The organism is Pseudoalteromonas sp. GutCa3 (assembly GCF_002836155.1).
Classification (GTDB): domain Bacteria; phylum Pseudomonadota; class Gammaproteobacteria; order Enterobacterales; family Alteromonadaceae; genus Pseudoalteromonas; species Pseudoalteromonas arctica.
Genome location: NZ_PJBK01000068.1, coordinates 38,403 through 54,338 on the forward strand (window position 1 = coordinate 38,403; position 15,936 = coordinate 54,338).

19 protein-coding genes and 1 tRNA gene are annotated in these 15,936 nt (G+C 38.8%); 5 read left to right on the forward strand and 15 right to left on the reverse strand.

Annotation, left to right across the window (positions count from 1 at the left end; translation table 11 throughout):
* Window positions 1-2: 2 nt before the first annotated feature.
* Together CXF64_RS11540 and CXF64_RS11545 are read left to right on the forward strand one after the other, a co-directional pair.
* Complete coding sequence (locus CXF64_RS11540; RefSeq protein WP_101217082.1) at window positions 3-812, forward strand: DUF2797 domain-containing protein; 810 nt, start codon at window positions 3-5, stop codon at window positions 810-812.
* Between the two features lie 6 nt (window positions 813-818).
* A complete protein-coding gene (locus CXF64_RS11545; protein WP_010553373.1) occupies window positions 819-1,112 on the forward strand; it encodes a hypothetical protein in 294 nt (97 codons plus the stop codon).
* 13 nt (window positions 1,113-1,125) lie between these two features.
* Here CXF64_RS11545 and CXF64_RS11550 read toward each other — a convergent pair whose 3' ends face one another.
* From CXF64_RS11550 to CXF64_RS11575, 6 genes are all read right to left on the reverse strand, one after another.
* Window positions 1,126-2,043 (reverse strand): histone deacetylase family protein, encoded by a 918-nt coding sequence (locus tag CXF64_RS11550; protein ID WP_101217083.1) that lies wholly within the window; start codon window positions 2,041-2,043, stop codon window positions 1,126-1,128.
* A gap of 122 nt (window positions 2,044-2,165) precedes the next feature.
* Window positions 2,166-3,707 (reverse strand): serine hydrolase, encoded by a 1,542-nt coding sequence (locus CXF64_RS11555; RefSeq protein ID WP_101217084.1) that lies wholly within the window; start codon window positions 3,705-3,707, stop codon window positions 2,166-2,168.
* A gap of 15 nt (window positions 3,708-3,722) precedes the next feature.
* Complete coding sequence (locus tag CXF64_RS11560) at window positions 3,723-4,217, reverse strand: gamma-glutamylcyclotransferase family protein (protein ID WP_101217085.1); 495 nt, start codon at window positions 4,215-4,217, stop codon at window positions 3,723-3,725.
* A 26-nt stretch (window positions 4,218-4,243) separates the two neighbouring features.
* Window positions 4,244-4,882, reverse strand: a complete 639-nt coding sequence (locus CXF64_RS11565) for a LysE family translocator (protein ID WP_101217086.1) — start codon at window positions 4,880-4,882, stop codon at window positions 4,244-4,246.
* Between the two features lie 11 nt (window positions 4,883-4,893).
* On the reverse strand, window positions 4,894-5,667 hold the full coding sequence (locus CXF64_RS11570; protein ID WP_007586497.1) for a hypothetical protein: 774 nt from the start codon (window positions 5,665-5,667) through the stop codon (window positions 4,894-4,896).
* Between the two features lie 29 nt (window positions 5,668-5,696).
* Window positions 5,697-6,182, reverse strand: a complete 486-nt coding sequence (locus CXF64_RS11575; protein WP_010553378.1) for a CreA family protein — start codon at window positions 6,180-6,182, stop codon at window positions 5,697-5,699.
* 207 nt (window positions 6,183-6,389) lie between these two features.
* On the opposite strand from CXF64_RS11575, the gene CXF64_RS11580 reads away from it, so the two are divergent.
* On the forward strand, window positions 6,390-6,719 hold the full coding sequence (locus CXF64_RS11580; RefSeq protein ID WP_002957818.1) for a 5-carboxymethyl-2-hydroxymuconate Delta-isomerase: 330 nt from the start codon (window positions 6,390-6,392) through the stop codon (window positions 6,717-6,719).
* A gap of 320 nt (window positions 6,720-7,039) precedes the next feature.
* On the opposite strand, the gene CXF64_RS11585 is transcribed toward CXF64_RS11580, so the two are convergent.
* The 4 genes from CXF64_RS11585 to CXF64_RS11600 form a co-directional block, all read right to left on the reverse strand.
* A tRNA-Ile gene (locus CXF64_RS11585) sits at window positions 7,040-7,116 on the reverse strand.
* Between the two features lie 255 nt (window positions 7,117-7,371).
* Window positions 7,372-7,869 carry a hypothetical protein gene (locus CXF64_RS11590; RefSeq protein WP_101217087.1) on the reverse strand — a complete coding sequence of 166 codons (498 nt, stop codon included), beginning with the start codon at window positions 7,867-7,869 and terminating at the stop codon, window positions 7,372-7,374.
* 378 nt (window positions 7,870-8,247) lie between these two features.
* Window positions 8,248-8,406 (reverse strand): YqaE/Pmp3 family membrane protein, encoded by a 159-nt coding sequence (locus tag CXF64_RS11595; RefSeq protein ID WP_002957822.1) that lies wholly within the window; start codon window positions 8,404-8,406, stop codon window positions 8,248-8,250.
* A 72-nt stretch (window positions 8,407-8,478) separates the two neighbouring features.
* Complete coding sequence (locus tag CXF64_RS11600; RefSeq protein WP_007586486.1) at window positions 8,479-9,045, reverse strand: BON domain-containing protein; 567 nt, start codon at window positions 9,043-9,045, stop codon at window positions 8,479-8,481.
* Between the two features lie 328 nt (window positions 9,046-9,373).
* On the opposite strand from CXF64_RS11600, the gene CXF64_RS11605 reads away from it, so the two are divergent.
* A complete protein-coding gene (locus CXF64_RS11605; RefSeq protein ID WP_101217088.1) occupies window positions 9,374-10,042 on the forward strand; it encodes a LiaF domain-containing protein in 669 nt (222 codons plus the stop codon).
* A 38-nt stretch (window positions 10,043-10,080) separates the two neighbouring features.
* Here the strand turns inward: CXF64_RS11605 and CXF64_RS11610 are convergent, their stop codons facing one another.
* A complete protein-coding gene (locus CXF64_RS11610) occupies window positions 10,081-10,497 on the reverse strand; it encodes a VOC family protein (RefSeq protein ID WP_101217089.1) in 417 nt (138 codons plus the stop codon).
* 276 nt (window positions 10,498-10,773) lie between these two features.
* Here CXF64_RS11610 and suhB point away from each other — a divergent pair, with 276 nt between their 5' ends.
* Window positions 10,774-11,577, forward strand: a complete 804-nt coding sequence (suhB, locus tag CXF64_RS11615) for an inositol-1-monophosphatase (RefSeq protein ID WP_002957826.1) — start codon at window positions 10,774-10,776, stop codon at window positions 11,575-11,577.
* A 53-nt stretch (window positions 11,578-11,630) separates the two neighbouring features.
* On the opposite strand, the gene CXF64_RS11620 is transcribed toward suhB, so the two are convergent.
* From CXF64_RS11620 to yajC, 4 genes are all read right to left on the reverse strand, one after another.
* Entirely contained in the window at window positions 11,631-12,440 is an 810-nt protein-coding gene (locus tag CXF64_RS11620; RefSeq protein WP_101217090.1) for a substrate-binding periplasmic protein, read from the reverse strand.
* Between the two features lie 314 nt (window positions 12,441-12,754).
* Window positions 12,755-13,702 carry a protein translocase subunit SecF gene (secF, locus tag CXF64_RS11625; RefSeq protein WP_007586474.1) on the reverse strand — a complete coding sequence of 316 codons (948 nt, stop codon included), beginning with the start codon at window positions 13,700-13,702 and terminating at the stop codon, window positions 12,755-12,757.
* A 9-nt stretch (window positions 13,703-13,711) separates the two neighbouring features.
* Window positions 13,712-15,571 carry a protein translocase subunit SecD gene (gene secD, locus CXF64_RS11630; RefSeq protein ID WP_007586473.1) on the reverse strand — a complete coding sequence of 620 codons (1,860 nt, stop codon included), beginning with the start codon at window positions 15,569-15,571 and terminating at the stop codon, window positions 13,712-13,714.
* Window positions 15,572-15,590: 19 nt separating this feature from the next.
* On the reverse strand, window positions 15,591-15,926 hold the full coding sequence (gene yajC, locus CXF64_RS11635) for a preprotein translocase subunit YajC (RefSeq protein ID WP_007586472.1): 336 nt from the start codon (window positions 15,924-15,926) through the stop codon (window positions 15,591-15,593).
* Window positions 15,927-15,936: the final 10 nt, after the last annotated feature.

Genomic DNA, 15,936 nt, shown 5'->3' on the forward strand with positions numbered 1-15,936 from the left:
AGATGCAAGGCACACTGCGTAAATTAAAATCGAGCTTAACCGAACCAGTACAATATCACTTACCTGTAGGTGAACACCTAGTAGACTTAAATGCATTTATAGGTAAGGAGCTTACGCTTACCTTTAGTGGCACTATTTTATGTTCTAACTGCGGTAAAAAAACCAAAAAAAGCTATTCTCAAGGTCACTGTTTTGTATGCATGCGCAAGCTCGCTAGTTGCGATATGTGTATTATGAAACCAGAAACCTGCCACTACGATCAAGGTACTTGCCGAGAGCCACAGTGGGGCGAAGAAAACTGCATGATCCCGCACTATGTATATCTCGCTAACACCTCTGGGTTAAAAGTAGGTATTACCCGCCACACACAAATACCGACTCGTTGGGTTGATCAAGGCGCGACTCAAGCATTACCTATTTTTAAAGTGCAAACTCGCCTGCAATCAGGTTTAGTGGAAGTTGCATTGGCTGAATTTATTGCCGATAAAACTAATTGGCGCAATATGCTAAAAGGTCAAAACGAAGCAATTGACTTAAAAGCAGCTGCAGCCGACCTGATCCCACAAATTAGTGAAAAGCTAAACGAGCTCAGTGAATTATTTGGCGCAACAGCAATAGAACAACTTGATGAAGATGTGGTTGATTTAAACTTTCCAGTAACCGAATACCCAACAAAAATCAGCTCATTTAACTTTGATAAAGACCCTGTTGTAAGTGGTGTTTTACAAGGTATTAAAGGCCAATACTTAATTTTTGAAAAAGGCGTTATTAATATTCGTAAATTTACGTCTTATGAAGTAACCGTAGGCTAACGGGCTATGTTAAACAGCTACCCACAGTTATTGGTTATTTATAATGAGCTTGAGATAGCCCATAACCAACAAGAACAACAAGAGTGCTTACACAGCGTTATGCAAAGTGAACTAAGCGATGTGCGAGTACTTAATAAGCAAGGTGACTACCTTAATTTACAAGGCACTGCTTGCCCTGAATTGAATGGCGAGCAACTAGCACAGCTTGTTACAGCTTACTTATTAAATGAAGGACAATGCTGCCTTGGTAAAATCAAAACCCTAAGCACAGCGCAGGCGTTTGATTTATTAGGGCTATAAACACTCTCTTTATTTAGATATCAGTAAGCACTTTTATATGCGCTACAGCACTGCGACCTAAAGCTGATAGCGCATAGCCACCTTCTAAATACGAAATAACACCTTTGCAGCCGCCCTCTTTAGCAACACCACATAGTTGCTCGGTAAGCCAAATGTAGTCATCCTCTACAAATTTTAAGCTCGCCATATCATCTTCTAAGTGTGCATCAAACCCTGCGCTTATAAAAAGTAATTCAGGCTTAAATGCTTTTAATTTTGGTAACCATTGCCCAGTAAATACCTCTTTTAGGTCATCGCCATTGCTGGCAATTGGCAAAGGAGAATTAACTATATGGCTATTATTTTTAACCGCTGTATTTGGGTAAAACGGATACTGAAATAACGAACAAAGCAGTACGTTTTCGTCATCAATAAAAATGTCTTGCGTGCCATTCCCATGGTGTACATCAAAGTCAGCAATCGCAATCCGCTTAATCCCTTTGCTTTGAGCGTACTTAACGGCAATAGCTAAGTTATTAAACACACAAAACCCAGATGATGAATCTTTATTAGCATGATGCCCTGGCGGGCGTACTAAGCAAAAAGCAGCATCGAGTTTATCGGCAAGTATTTCATCAACAGCTAACAACCCGGCACCTACTGCCCGCTCAATCGCTTTAAACGAATCGGGGCACAACCACGTATCGCCATCTAAATTAGCGAGTCCTTCGGTTGGTAGTGTAGTTTCTACGTGTTTAACTAAAGCTTCATCGTGAGCAAGTAAATAATGTTCACGCTCGGCCTTAGGTGCCTGCAGGTGTGTTAAGCCAACATCTACACCGCTGGCTAATAACCTGTCGGTAATTGCATCTAAGCGCTCTGGGCACTCAGGATGGTCGTCTATCATTTTATGTTTACGGCAATGAGGGTGTGAAATAACTGCAGTACGCATAAAATGCTCCTAGCCAAAGTAAATTGAGTGTTTAATATAACAAAGCCACCTAATGGTGGCTTTGCGACTTTGGTGTATATCGACACTTTAAATATCGATACCTTGAATATCAATATTATTAGCTATTTTGCTTTTAAATGCAGGTTTCTAAAATCAAAACTAAAGTCGGTAACTTGTGTTGATACTGCACGCATTTTAGCGCTGTTTACACGGTTTTGTGAGCTCATTTCAAAACGAATAAACGCATCCGCCTCAAGTAGCTTTTCATCCCACTTAACTATAAATGTATTTCCAGTGTAATGCTCAAGTGTGCCCTTTAAGCGCTTAGTATGCGTAAAATCAATATGCAATTTACTATCAAGTTGTTCAATAATTACATCGCCATACCAATCATCGTGTAGTGTACCGGTGTAATTAATGTTTGGTAATTGTGGTTGGTAGTCAGCGGGGGCTTCTGGTTTTGCATTAGCGTACGCCTGTTGTTTACCTTCAAAATGACTTTTAGCTAAATCCTCTACCCAGTCTTTATCTTCGAGCTCAAGTGCATCTTCAAGTACTTCATGGGTTACTGCCGAAAGTGCACCAAAAGCTTGTTGATTAGATAAAATAACAATACCGAGTTTTTTCTCAGGCAATAAAGTAACTTGCGATACCATTCCTAAAATACCACCGCCATGACCTAGCTTTTTAAAGCCGTGGTAGTCTTCAATACTCCAACCTAACCCATAACCCCTAAACTGCTGATGATACGATTCAAACGCACTTTTAGACGCCATAGACGTAATATGAGGGTGCCACATTTGCGCTTGTTGCTTTTCGCTAAACAGCTGCTCGCCACTTGGCATTTTACCGCCCGCTAATTGCGTACGAAGCCATTGGCTCATGTCGCTTACACTTGAAGCAATGGCACCTGCGCCTCTAAAATCTTCTAAGTAATTCACAAAAAATGGATGAAGCGTGCCATCCATAGGAATATGACCTGTCGCCCAGTTTTTATTACTTTTTGGAATACGTGAAAATCCCGCGCGTGAGTTATCCATGTGCAGCGGCTGTAATATATTTTTTTCGATGTAATCGTTCCAGCTGATACCCGACACACGTGCAACCACCTCACCAGCGGTAACAAACATCAAGTTGTTATAAGCATACTTACTACGAAAACTGCTCGCTGGTTTTAAATACTGTAATCCCGCTAAAATTTCATCAACTGACTTATCGGTACTTGGCCAAATCATTAAATCGCCCTGCCCAAGCCCTAGCCCACTGCGGTGACTTAATAAATCACGAATACGCATTTCGCGTGTTACGTATGAGTCGTATAATCTAAACTCTGGTAAATGATCAATTACGCGGTCATCCCAGCTTAACTTCCCCTCATCAACCAACTTGGCAAGCGCTGCTGTTGTAAACGCTTTCGTGTTTGAAGCAATACCAAACAAGGTGTCTTTGTTTACTTTTTTGTTGGTATCGAGATTAGTTACACCAAAGCCTTTAGCAAATATTACTTTATCGTTTTCAACAATGGCGACTGCCATACCGGGTACGTCAAAACGCGCCATTGACGCTTTAATAACATCGTCAATTTTGTTGGTATCAATTTGTGCCCAGCTACTAAACGAAGTGCCTGCTAGTAGTGCAATTGCGGCAAGTTTGGTTAATTTCATATCAATCCTATTTTATTATTTTTGATGAACTGCAAATTCAATTGCTGCGCGCTCTTGATTGGTATCGCTTTTTTGTGCGCGATTTAATATCGCATCACTGTATTCTTTTGGTACGCCCGCTTCAAGTGATCCGCGATGAACGTGTTTTATGTACCAATCGTATGGGAGTACATCGCTGTCGTGGGTATTAGCTATATAACAATGTGCAGTTACAGTCTCACCCGTTAAAAGCGTTGGGGCTATATCTACGCAGTCGTAACCTATGCCCTCAATACCATCTAAAATAACTTTTTCATCTTCATTAAGCTCATAAATAACGCCGTAAACCAGCGCGCCTTCTTTATCGCTTGGGCAAATACTGCATTTGCCAGAGCCATCTTTAAATAGCATATCAAAAGTTAGCTCGTAACCTTTAAGTACAGCTGTTCCTACACGCTTTACATTAGGTAAGCGCGCTAACAAACGATTAGATGACATATTAGAGCCAAACGAAAAATTATATAACGGCATTTTATCTCCTGTACTTTTTAAATAAGTTAAATAACAACACGTACTGCAAGGGCAATTAAAATAACGCCAATTCCACGGTCAAACCAATAACCGCGTTGTTGGAAAAAACCCCTTACATTATTTCTAGAAAGTATTATTGAAAGCATTGAAAACCACGCCCAAGTAGCCAATGCCATGTACACACCGTAACCGACCTGTACGCTAGTCGGTGTTGTTGGGCTAATCACGAGTGTAAATAACGACATAAAAAATAACGTGGCTTTTGGGTTTAATGCATTTATGAAAAAGCCGCGCCTAAAAGCAAGCCAAACGGATTCTTCTTGGACGGTTTTGTTTTCAACATCTTTTGCAGCCTCGCCTTCATTACTTGCTGGAGGTTTTGCAGCTCTGAGTGCTTGTACGCCTAAATAAGCTAAATATGCACCGGCAAGATACTTAAGCGCCATAAATAAACTAGGCGATTGCGTTAAAATAAGCGCAACACCTAAAACGCAATAGGCAACGTGCAGTAAAATAGCAGCGCCAACACCGGCGCTTGTCCACAATGCATTGCGCCTTCCTTGTTGCACACTTTGCTTAAGTACTACGGCAAAGTCAGGCCCTGGGCTTGCTACTGCAAAAAAATGAGCAATAACAATCAGTAAAAATTCATCTAAGTATTCCACGCAGATCCTTGCTAGTTTGGCGAATAAGCTAATAACAGCGGGTTAGCCGAGTTATTTACCAATGCTTTAATTTCTTTTTGTGCTTTTTTAAACTGACCACGTAAATGCGGCTTTAAATGCTTTTTAGACACTTTATCGTTTTTAAAGTAGCTAATCAGGGCATGCATAAATACCGTATGTGTTTCACTTAACTTAGCTTCACGGTTAGCGTATGGATTATAACAAGAGCCACAACCGCCTTTAAACTGATACACCGTGTTGCTCATCATCACACCAAACCCTAAAAAACAGGCAAGTGCATCGGCAGCTTGTGGTAAATACTCCCTACCGCCTGGCGGTAGCACCCCAACGTGATGAATAAGTATGGTGGCCAGAGTACCCGCATAACTAGCCACTAAATCTTGTGGCTGATTAATCTGATTAGGATTAAAAGAGATACTGACCTTATGGCTTGGCGGCACAATTAGATGGCTGCCTTCGCCACGTATTTCATCACTAAATTCAAAGTGCGGAAAAACTTGCGGTTGTAACTGCTGAGGTGCGACTAATTGAATAGGCCATGCGTTCATACCCGCGTAATTAGTAACGCGGGTAAAAACATTACTCGCCATTTCCTCAATGCTCGATACCGAATCAGGGAAAAAAGTGGCCGTTGGCAGTATTATTTGAGTGTGCTTTGTAAAAAATTCAGCATCAAAGTTTTCTACAGCCCAAATAAATGTATCAATAAGCCATTGCTGCTCTTGATCTTCCAATAAAGGTGCCGATTTAAATAAAGCTAACATAAGGTGCTCTTATAAGTTTTAGTGCTAGTTTAGTTTTTTTGTGTAAGCGCCCAATCCCACGCTTGAGTATTGTATAGCGGCACTGTTGATAGTGCATGGTGGTGGCTACCACTGGATTCTTTAGTTGAATACGATAAGTACAATAAAGTACGATTCTCAGCATCGTAAATACGGCGCACTTTTAGTGATTTAAATAATATACTTTTAGATGATTTGAATATCACTTCACCTGATTTACTGCGGTCTATTTTTTGTAGCTGCTGCGCTGTAATAGGACCTGTTTGGCGACATGCTATAGACATATCAGACGGATCAGAAAAGTCCAAATTAGCCTCTATATGACTAATATGACAAGTAACGCCTTCAAGGATTGGATCTTGCTGCGAATTAACCACAACATCTTTAGTTGTAAATAATCCCAGACTTACCGATGCAACATCGTCAGAGCAAGCACTTAATGTAACAACTGCACCTGTAAGTAAAGCTAAACGTTTAAATTTTTGTGGTAATTTCATACTTATCCTCAATTAATATATAAGTAACTTAGCACCTACGTTACTAAGCGAAGGTTCACCTGTTTGTTTTTATACTAACATCAAAAATAAATACGACTAAATTAGTTTAAAGTAAAGATTTTAGATAGCTCAGGGTTTAGCGAACCCTGTTGTATTTGATACAATTAACTCTCGCTCATGCAGTAACTCATAATAGGAAACGCCTAAATGCCGCACATTATTATTGAACACTCAGAAGACCTCCCTGTTTTACCACAAGTACTGGTAGAAAAAATTCACACTACCGCTTTCGAAAGTAACTTATTTGAATTAGAAACCATCAAAACACGTGCCATTGCTTATCAGCAATATCAACTTGGCGCAGGAAAATCAGGGTTTATACATATCGCGGTACATATTTTAGCGGGACGCTCAATTGAGCAAAAACAAATGTTAAGCGAACTGCTACTTTCATGCTTAAAAACATACTGCAGAGCATCAGACAGTTTAAGCGTAAATATTTACGATATTGAGCATGAGATATACCGTAAAAATTAGTTAACTCTTGTAGTTTTGAGCAATAGAAGTAAACACTAGCAAGTAAAAAGCCCCAATAGGGGCTTTTTTTGTATTCTGAAATCAGATGCAGCTCATTATTATTTACAAGACAGAGCATGAATAGCGTCCGATCTAACGCTGGAATTTAATAGTGCATTCGCACTCTTTCAAATTTAAGAAAGCTTAGCTTAATCTATGGATTAACTTTATTTAAATTATACTTATTATTAGGGGTAAATAAAGAATAATAAATTACACGATATTAAGTTCATGTAGCTTTAAATAATTTGAGTAGGTATTTTTTGGAAAGTTTGCAAAAGTGGTGGCCCCTCCCAGACTCGAACTGGGGACCTAACGATTATGAGTCGTGTGCTCTAACCAACTGAGCTAAGGGGCCAACTTTTATATAACTGCTAGGCAGTTAATTTTTGAAGCGTTCAGTCACAGAGCGACTAAAGCGGGTTGCAGTATAAAAACTTTTTAGGTGCTTGTCACTACCAAACACCTTTATTTTAACAATCAGTAAGCTAACTGCTTAAATAGTAATCTTTTAGGTGGGTATAAGCATAAAATGTAAGATATTTCCCATGATATTCTCTGCGTTAAATTATAAAAACCCTCCTCCCACATATAGTCTTTTATTTTTAACGCTCTACTTTTTAAGTAAAGCTAACATATATGTGTAGGCATACAAGGCTGTAAAAAATATGCTTGGGGCTACTGTAAGTGCCAAATTAGGTGTCTGATTAATTACATTCACCATAATCACTAAGCTCGATTGAATAGTAATCGGAATAATAGGCGCAAAAAGTACACCTGCTATTTTTTTGTTACCTAAATACGAGGCGCTAGAGTTAATTACATTATTGAAGCTTTGTCGTATTGCTACGTTTTGTGGTGTTTTAGAATGAAACATACAAATAATTGGAGTTACAAACGCAAGCGTTACATAACTAAACTTATACTTGTTGACGACCTTTTCTAAAATAAAAGTAAAAAACAGCGTTACAAATCCACTATACAAACCTTGTACTAATGCAGCTTGAAGCGTGACCGATTTAGCAATATCTGCCGAACTGTTTGCCCAGTAGGCCCAGCTAAAATAAAAAACGAATGACACAACGCCTGACAGTATAAGTCGAATATTCAATTAGCTACCTGAATATGCGTAAAAGCTTGGTGTAATGATAACACTAGAAGTGATGGTAATATTGTCACTAAATAATAGAGTAATTAATCGCGTATTGTAGATATATAAACAAACTAATGTTAAAGATTTCCTAACTGGCATCAATACAGAGTCAGAACACTGCAGTTAGTTAGAAAGCTTAATTGAAGTAAGCAATGGTTTGGCTGAGGGAATTTTGGGAGTGAGTTACAAGAAATAAATCACTTAGTTTGAGTAAATTAAAAATTAGATTTTGATAAAAAATATTTAATTTAAAAACTAATATTGTGAGCCGAACAGTACTGTGGCAATTGTATCATTAGGCCTCAGTAGTCGGCTTACACAATATATAATCTGTCATTATTTTTTCGCAATAATGTAGATTGCATGTATTAAACCTGGGAAATAACCTAGCAGTGTTAATAAAATATTTAACCAAAAATGCATACCTAAGCCAACTTGCAAAAACACACCTAATGGCGGTAATAAAACCGAAAGTATTATACGAATAATATCCATGACTAAACTCCATTTAAATTAAGCATTAAAAAGGCGTAAAGCCCAGTGTTAGTGGGCCTTAACTATACTGTATTATTCAGCAACAATAGCTAGTTTATCAACTACGTCACGAACATCTTCAGCATTTTTAGCAATTTTAACTGCTAGTTGTTTTTCAGCTTCAGACTCTACTGAACCGTTCAGAGTTACAATACCATTGTCGGTATCAACATCGATGTCTGTACCACCAACTTCTGAGTCAAACAGGAAGCGAGTTGTGATTACAGTGGTGATTTTAGCGTCCGTTAGGTCGTTATCATCATCGTCCATCATGTCATTGCTTTTATCTTTGGTATCCATGCTTTTAACAACAGTAAGGCTGTTATCAACATCAGATACACCATCTAGGCTAAGTACAAGTTCTTCTGCTAGCTCTTTATCAAGCTCGCTATTAACTTTACCTGTAAGTACTACTTTGCCATTTTTTACATCAGTGTTAATGTCAAAGTTGTTTAGATTAGTGTTCATAAGTAGAACTGTTTCTGCCTTACCATCAATCCAAGCATCTTTACTTTCGTTTTCCCAGCTGTTTGCTTGGGCACCCATAGCCGTAGTACCAAGAACTAGAGCTGCGATAATAGACTTGTTAAATGTTTTCATAATCTTTCTCCTTTTGATTAAAGACACTTTAACTAATGCGAGCTTTGGGCCAACTTTATTTATACTTATATTTCAATAGGTTGAGTTTATTTTGGAGTGAGGCATTATCTATAGTTGTGTAACTATTTACAGGCTACTCGGTAAAACTTTCTCAAATAGTGAAAATAGCTAGATAATTGCATTTTTGGTTAATCTATCGTTAATATAACAAAATAAAAAACATCATTATAAATTAACCTACTGATAATTAAGGTAATTATATTTGGTGCGTGCTTTGCATATAAACATCAAGAGCAGTATCAATAGTAAATATAATAAGGAATGCCCCATGTCTGTAAAAGTTGAAGACCGCCCAATAGAGCAAGTACGCGAACAAGTGATTGATCAATTAATTTATAATTACAGTCATGGGGTTATTTCTGTTGATGCATTTGAGAGACGACTCGATAGCGCGATGGATGCACCTAATAACGACGCTCTTTTAGCCTTAGTAGAAGACTTAACACTTAATACCGATCAGCAATATAAAGCAGAAAAACAATCGCAATTTAAACCACATTATAGTGCACAGCAAAACAGTGATGATGATTTTACATTACGCAGTATTTTAGGCTCTAACGAACGAAGCGGTCAGTGGGTCGTGCCAAAAAATATATATTTAAGTAACTTTATGGGATCGGTGGCACTTGATTTTACTGATGCCATTTTTGCGCATCAAAATGTAACTATTCACGTTAACTGTATCTTTGGTAGCGATGAGATTTACGTACCAGAGCATGTAAATGTAGTGTCTAAAATGTTTTGTATTTTAAGTAGTCTTGAAAATAAATCTGTGTCGCTTAACAAACGCCAAGGTCCTACTATTCATATTGAAGGAAAGGCAGTTATGGGATCGGTTGAAGTAAAAATAAAGCGCACAATTAAAGAAAAATTTATGAGCTTTGCAAATGAGCTAAAAACCCAGTTTGGCACGGGTAATAATAACCGCTCACTATAATTGAGTAGCAGCACTTTAGCGTGCTGCTTGGTATTTTATTATAAATCGTTATTTCGCTCGCTTGGTATGTCACTTAAATACTCTACAAATTCCACCTCAAACCCGGCGGGATCAATAAAGTAGACATTCTTTCTGAAAGGATTCTCGCTACCTTGCTTGCTTACTGTAAAACCCACTTTATTTAAGCGCATTACTACTGCGCTTAAATTATTAGTTACATAAGCAAAGTGTGCAAAACCAATTTGATGGCCCGATAAGTTTCTGTTTTCACCCTCACCATGATCGCTTATCGCAATGTAATGCATGTCATCTCCAAAGTGTACCCAGCGTCTTGGTTTTCCATGCCAATCGCCTCTGCCCTCACTTCTAATCGACCAATGTGGAAATACAGCGCGATAAAATTTAAGCATGCTATCTATATCACTCGCGACTAAGTTTACGTGCTCTAAATACATAATGTTGTCCTATCAATTAAGTTAGGATTACGATAAAACCTCAAGCTAACTTTAGGTAAAGTGTTATTTAAAATTAATTCAATTTAATTAACACACAAAGAAACATAATGACTTATTAATTGCTCATTATTATTTTTTTAAAATATAGACACTTTTCAATCTTGTATAAAAAACAAACATAAGTATTTGGGGTTTATTGTTTACTTTATGTCAAAAGTCGCTAAAATACGCCGGCTGAAATATATAAACGTTCTTTTACAACCCAAAGGTAATACCATGCATCCAATGTTAAACATTGCGGTTCGCGCTGCGCGCAACGCAGGCAAAATTTTACTTCGCGCAAGTGAAGATTTATCAAAAGTTGAAGTGCAACAAAAAGGCGCTAACGACTTAGTAACTAACATTGATAAAGAAGCCGAAGCCGTAATTCGTGACACTATTTTACAGTCTTACCCTACTCACTCTATTGTTGGTGAAGAATTAGGTGAGCATAAAGGCAAGGATGATGATTACCAATGGATTGTAGATCCTATCGATGGAACAACTAACTTCATCAAAGGTATCCCTCATTACGCGGTTTCTATCGCACTTAAAGTTAAAGGTCGTTTAGACCAAGCTGTTATTTATGATCCAATTCGTGGTGAGCTTTTCACTGCATCTCGCGGTCAAGGCACTCAGTTAAACAGCAAACGTCTACGTGTTAGCAAAACTACGGTTCTTGCAGGCACTGTACTTGCTACTGGTTTCCCTTTCAAAAACAAAAACCACATGGATGCATACACTGAAGCGTTTAAAGCATTATTTGTACACACTGCAGACATTCGCCGCGCAGGTTGTTCTGCTTTAGATATGGCATACGTTGCAGCTGGCCGTGTTGATGGATTTTTTGAAATTGGTTTAAAACCTTGGAACTCTGCTGCAGGCGAACTTATGGTTAAAGAAGCGGGCGGTATGGTTGTAGATTTCGCTGGTGGTAATAACTATAACCACAGCGGCAATATTATCTGTGGTTCACCAAAATTGACTCAAGCAATTATTCGTGAAATTCGTCCAGTATTAACTGAGTCGTTACTTCGCTAATTTGATGCTATTAATAGCATGCTAAAAAGGAGCTCAGGCTCCTTTTTTTGTGCCTAAAAATAAGGGTTATCGAGCTTAATCTCTATCGTTTTGCCTTTTGTATAAGGTAGTGTATTTAAATCCTTTGCGAAGTATTCATTAAATAATACGTCAAATTCACCATTTTTTTGCATTATCTCAAGCCCTTTTTTAATTGCCACTGCAAGCTCTGGCTTACTATTTGATACAAAATAATAAAACCCTGTTGGATAACTCATATATAAATTAGGTACTATCACTAAGTTACTTTGTTTATTTGCCGCTAGCTCTGAATTAACCTCGATAAATGAACGTGGGAAGTAATCAATACGCCCTGCACTTGTTAAGGCAAACATAGCCTGATAATTTGCAAACGGCCTTATATGCAGGCCATTAAACGCCATTATTTTTGTATCAGGCCAATCATGACCTTGCACCGCAGAAAGCCTACCTAACTGCTCTAAGCTAGTAATACCTTTAAATCTAGCAATGCTGTTCTTACTTGTTAATAGTGCCCTTTTACCTATGTAGCCTTTAAACAATGGGATTTTAATCGCAATAGCTAAAGACTCTCTTTCGGGGCTGCTCATACTCCAGTATAAATCTAAATTTTTTGTATCTAGTGCTATTAAAGTACGTTGTTGATGAGGATGAATTAAAACGGGGTTAATCTCTGCAGGGTATTGTGCGCTCACCAATGCTTTTTCTAATAGCTCGTTAAGGTAGTCGTCACGAGCATATTGCACACGCTGCTCCTGCGCTACATTTACGATATTTACGTCACTTGCTAAAGCGCTGCATATAAACAAACTTACTACGTTAACTAAATACTTTAATGGCAACATAATTATCACCTTAGTTATTATCGGTAGTTTTAACAGTTATTATTGATAGTTTAAATTATCGCGTTATTTAAGCTAAATAGCTTCGAGCGCCTAAATGTAAGATGACGATATTATGTAACTGTACTTATTAATAACCGCGCTATAAATACTTATTTTAAATACATAGTACGACGTTACACTCATGGCGTGCTCTACAAAGTTAGCACTGTTTATTCATACTTGCACAGTAAAGCTAAAACAATCGTGCGCATAAATATATTACAGGCAATAAAAAACCGCTCAATGAGCGGTTTTTTAAAGTAGTTACAAAACCATTACGGCATTGCGTCTAGGTCTGCACCTTCTTTTTCAATTACTTCTGGTATTAAGTCTTCTTTGCTTACGCCCATTGCTATAGCAACAGAACTCGCAACATAAATCGAAGAATAAGTACCAATAAACACACCAAACAGCAATGCAGTTGCAAAGCCATGAATGGTTTGTCCGCCCCATGCAAACAAAGCAATCAATACTAAAATAGTCGTGATTGAGGTTACAAGTGTACGGTTAAGTGTTTGCGTAAGTGAAATATCAATAATTTCTACAGTATCGTCAATGCGCACTTTACGGAAGTTTTCACGAATACGGTCAGATACAACAATCGTATCGTTAAGTGAATAACCTATTACCGCAAGAATTGCCGCTAGTATAGTTAAATCAAACTCTAAACCTAATATCGAAAATAAACCCACAGTAATAATAACATCGTGTAGTAGTGCACCTACCGCACCCACAGCAAAGCGCCATTCAAAACGAAATGCAACGTAGATTAAGATACAAATAAGTGCAGTTAACATGGCAAGGCCACCCTGCTCTTTTAAGTCTTCACCTACACTTGGGCCCACAAACTCAATTCGGCGCATTACTACGCTGTCATCAGCTTTTTTAAGCGCATCGATTACTTGGTTACCAATTACTTCAGCTTTAACATCACTACCGCGCGGTGCTAAACGAACTAAAATCTCTTGGCTTGAACCAAATAGTTGTACTGATGCATCAGCAAAACCATTATCAGCTAGCGCAGCACGTACTTTTTTAAGGTCTGCTGGCTGTGAAAAACCAACTTCTACCGCAGTACCGCCGGTAAAATCTAAACCAAAATTTAGACCTTTAACAAAAACTGATGCAAACGACGCTAAAATTAATAACGTCGAAAAACCCATAGCCACTTTACGAAGAGACATGAAACGAAGGGTTCTACTACCCAAACTTAAAATTTGCATGTCAGCTCCTTAAATCGAAAGTTTATCAATGCGTTTACCACCAACAAATAAGTTGATTACCGCACGGGTACCAACAATGGCTGTAAACATTGAAGTTAAAATACCAATCGCAAGTGTCACTGCAAAGCCCGCAATCGGACCTGTGCCTACTGCAAACAGTATAATGGCAGCGATTAACGTGGTGATGTTAGCATCAAATATAGTGCTAAATGCGCTATCGTAACCGAAATGAATCGCTTGTTGAGGGCTGCGGCCATCGGCCAGCTCTTCACGAATACGTTCAAAAATAAGTACGTTAGCATCAACTGCCATACCTACGGTTAATACAATACCTGCAATACCAGGTAGCGTAAGTGTCGCGCCTGGAATTAAAGACATAACACCAACAATCAGTACTAAGTTAGCCGCAAGCGCAAGGTTTGCAACCATACCAAAGCCTTTGTAGTACACAAGCATAAACACAAGTACAAACGCAAAACCAAGTGCAACCGCAGTCATACCCGCTTCAATATTTTCTTGACCTAAACTTGGACCTACAGTGCGCTCTTCAACAATTTGAATTGGTGCTACAAGCGCACCTGCACGAAGTAGCAAACTTAAGTTATGTGCTTCAGCTGGGTTATCGATACCTGTAATACGGAACGAGCGATCAAGACGTGCTTGAATTGTTGCTACGTTAATAACTTCTTCAACCTTAATAGGCGGAAGCGCTTTACCGTCTGCATCTTTTTTACCTGATGGCTTGTACTCAATAAATACCGTTGCCATACGCTTACCAATAGCACGCTTGGTAAAGGCATTCATTTTTGCCCCACCTTTGCTATCTAGCGTAATACTCACTTGCGGGCGTTGGTATTCATCAGCGCCAGATTGCGCGCCAGTTATATGGCTGCCTTCTAGAATAATACGCTTTTTAAGTACAACAGGGTAACCGTCGCGGCTCATGATCATTTCAGTACCCGCAGGGATACGACCTTGAGCAGCAGCGCTAATATCAGCGTTTTCGTCTACTTCACGAAATTCAAGTGTTGCTGTTGCGCCTAAAATTTCTTTAGCGCGTGCTGTGTCTTGAATACCAGGTAGTTGAACAATAATACGCTCAGCGCCTTGGCGTTGTACGTTAGGTTCTGCAACACCAATTTGGTTGATACGGTTACGAATAATCGTTTCATTTTGCTTGATAGCGTAGTCACGAATTTCTTTGAGTTTTTGCTCACTCATTGTCGCAAAAAATGCTTTATCGTTACTGCTGTCATCAATGTAGACATTTAGCGGGTAGCGAGTTTCTAAGAAGCTCTCTGCTGCATTTTTGTCTTCTTCAGTACGCATTTCTACACGCATACGATCGGAGCCTGCTACGCGGCGAACACTACGGTAACGTAGTTTTTCTTCGCGCAGGTCGCTACGAAAATCTTGTTCCATTTGCTCAAGCTGGTTATCAACCGCTGTTGCCATGTCGATTTCCATGGTGAAATGTACGCCACCACTTAAATCAAGACCTAGCTTCATAGGGTTACCACCAACCGCTTTTAACCAAGCTGGTTGAGCAGGTGCCATATTAATAGCAGAAATGTAATCGTCGCTCAGCGAATCACGCAGTAAATCATGCGCTTTAAGCTGTTCTTCAACATTTTTTAAACGAACTAAAATTTGCCCATCTTCAAGTATTGTCGATTTAGCGGTTACATTATTTTTTTCAAGGATTGCGTTTACTTTGTCTACAACACTGAGATCGACATCAGCGCCTTTAGCACCTGAAACTTGTATAGCCGGATCGCGACCATACAAGTTTGGAGAGGCATATAAAAGGCCAATGGCTACCACAGCTAAAACAAGTAAATACTTCCAAACTGGAAACTTGTTTAACACGGGGTCGTCCTTATTATTTTTATAGCGACTTCATTGTGCCTTTTGGCAATACTGCAGATACTGCAGATTTTTGTACTGTTACTTCTGCTTGCTCGTTTAAAGAGATAACGATGAAATCTTTCTCTTCAGAAATCTTCACAATTTTACCCACTAAACCGCCTTGGGTAAGTACTTCATCGCCTTTAGCCATCATACTCATTAAGCTTTTGTGCTCTTTAACGCGCTTAGCTTGCGGGCGGTAGATTAAAAAGTAAAAAACCAAACCGAAAATAGCTAACATTATTAGCATTTCCCAACCACCGCTTGCTGCAGGTTGACCAGCTGCTGCGTGTGCATTTGAAATAAATAAACTCATGATACTTCCT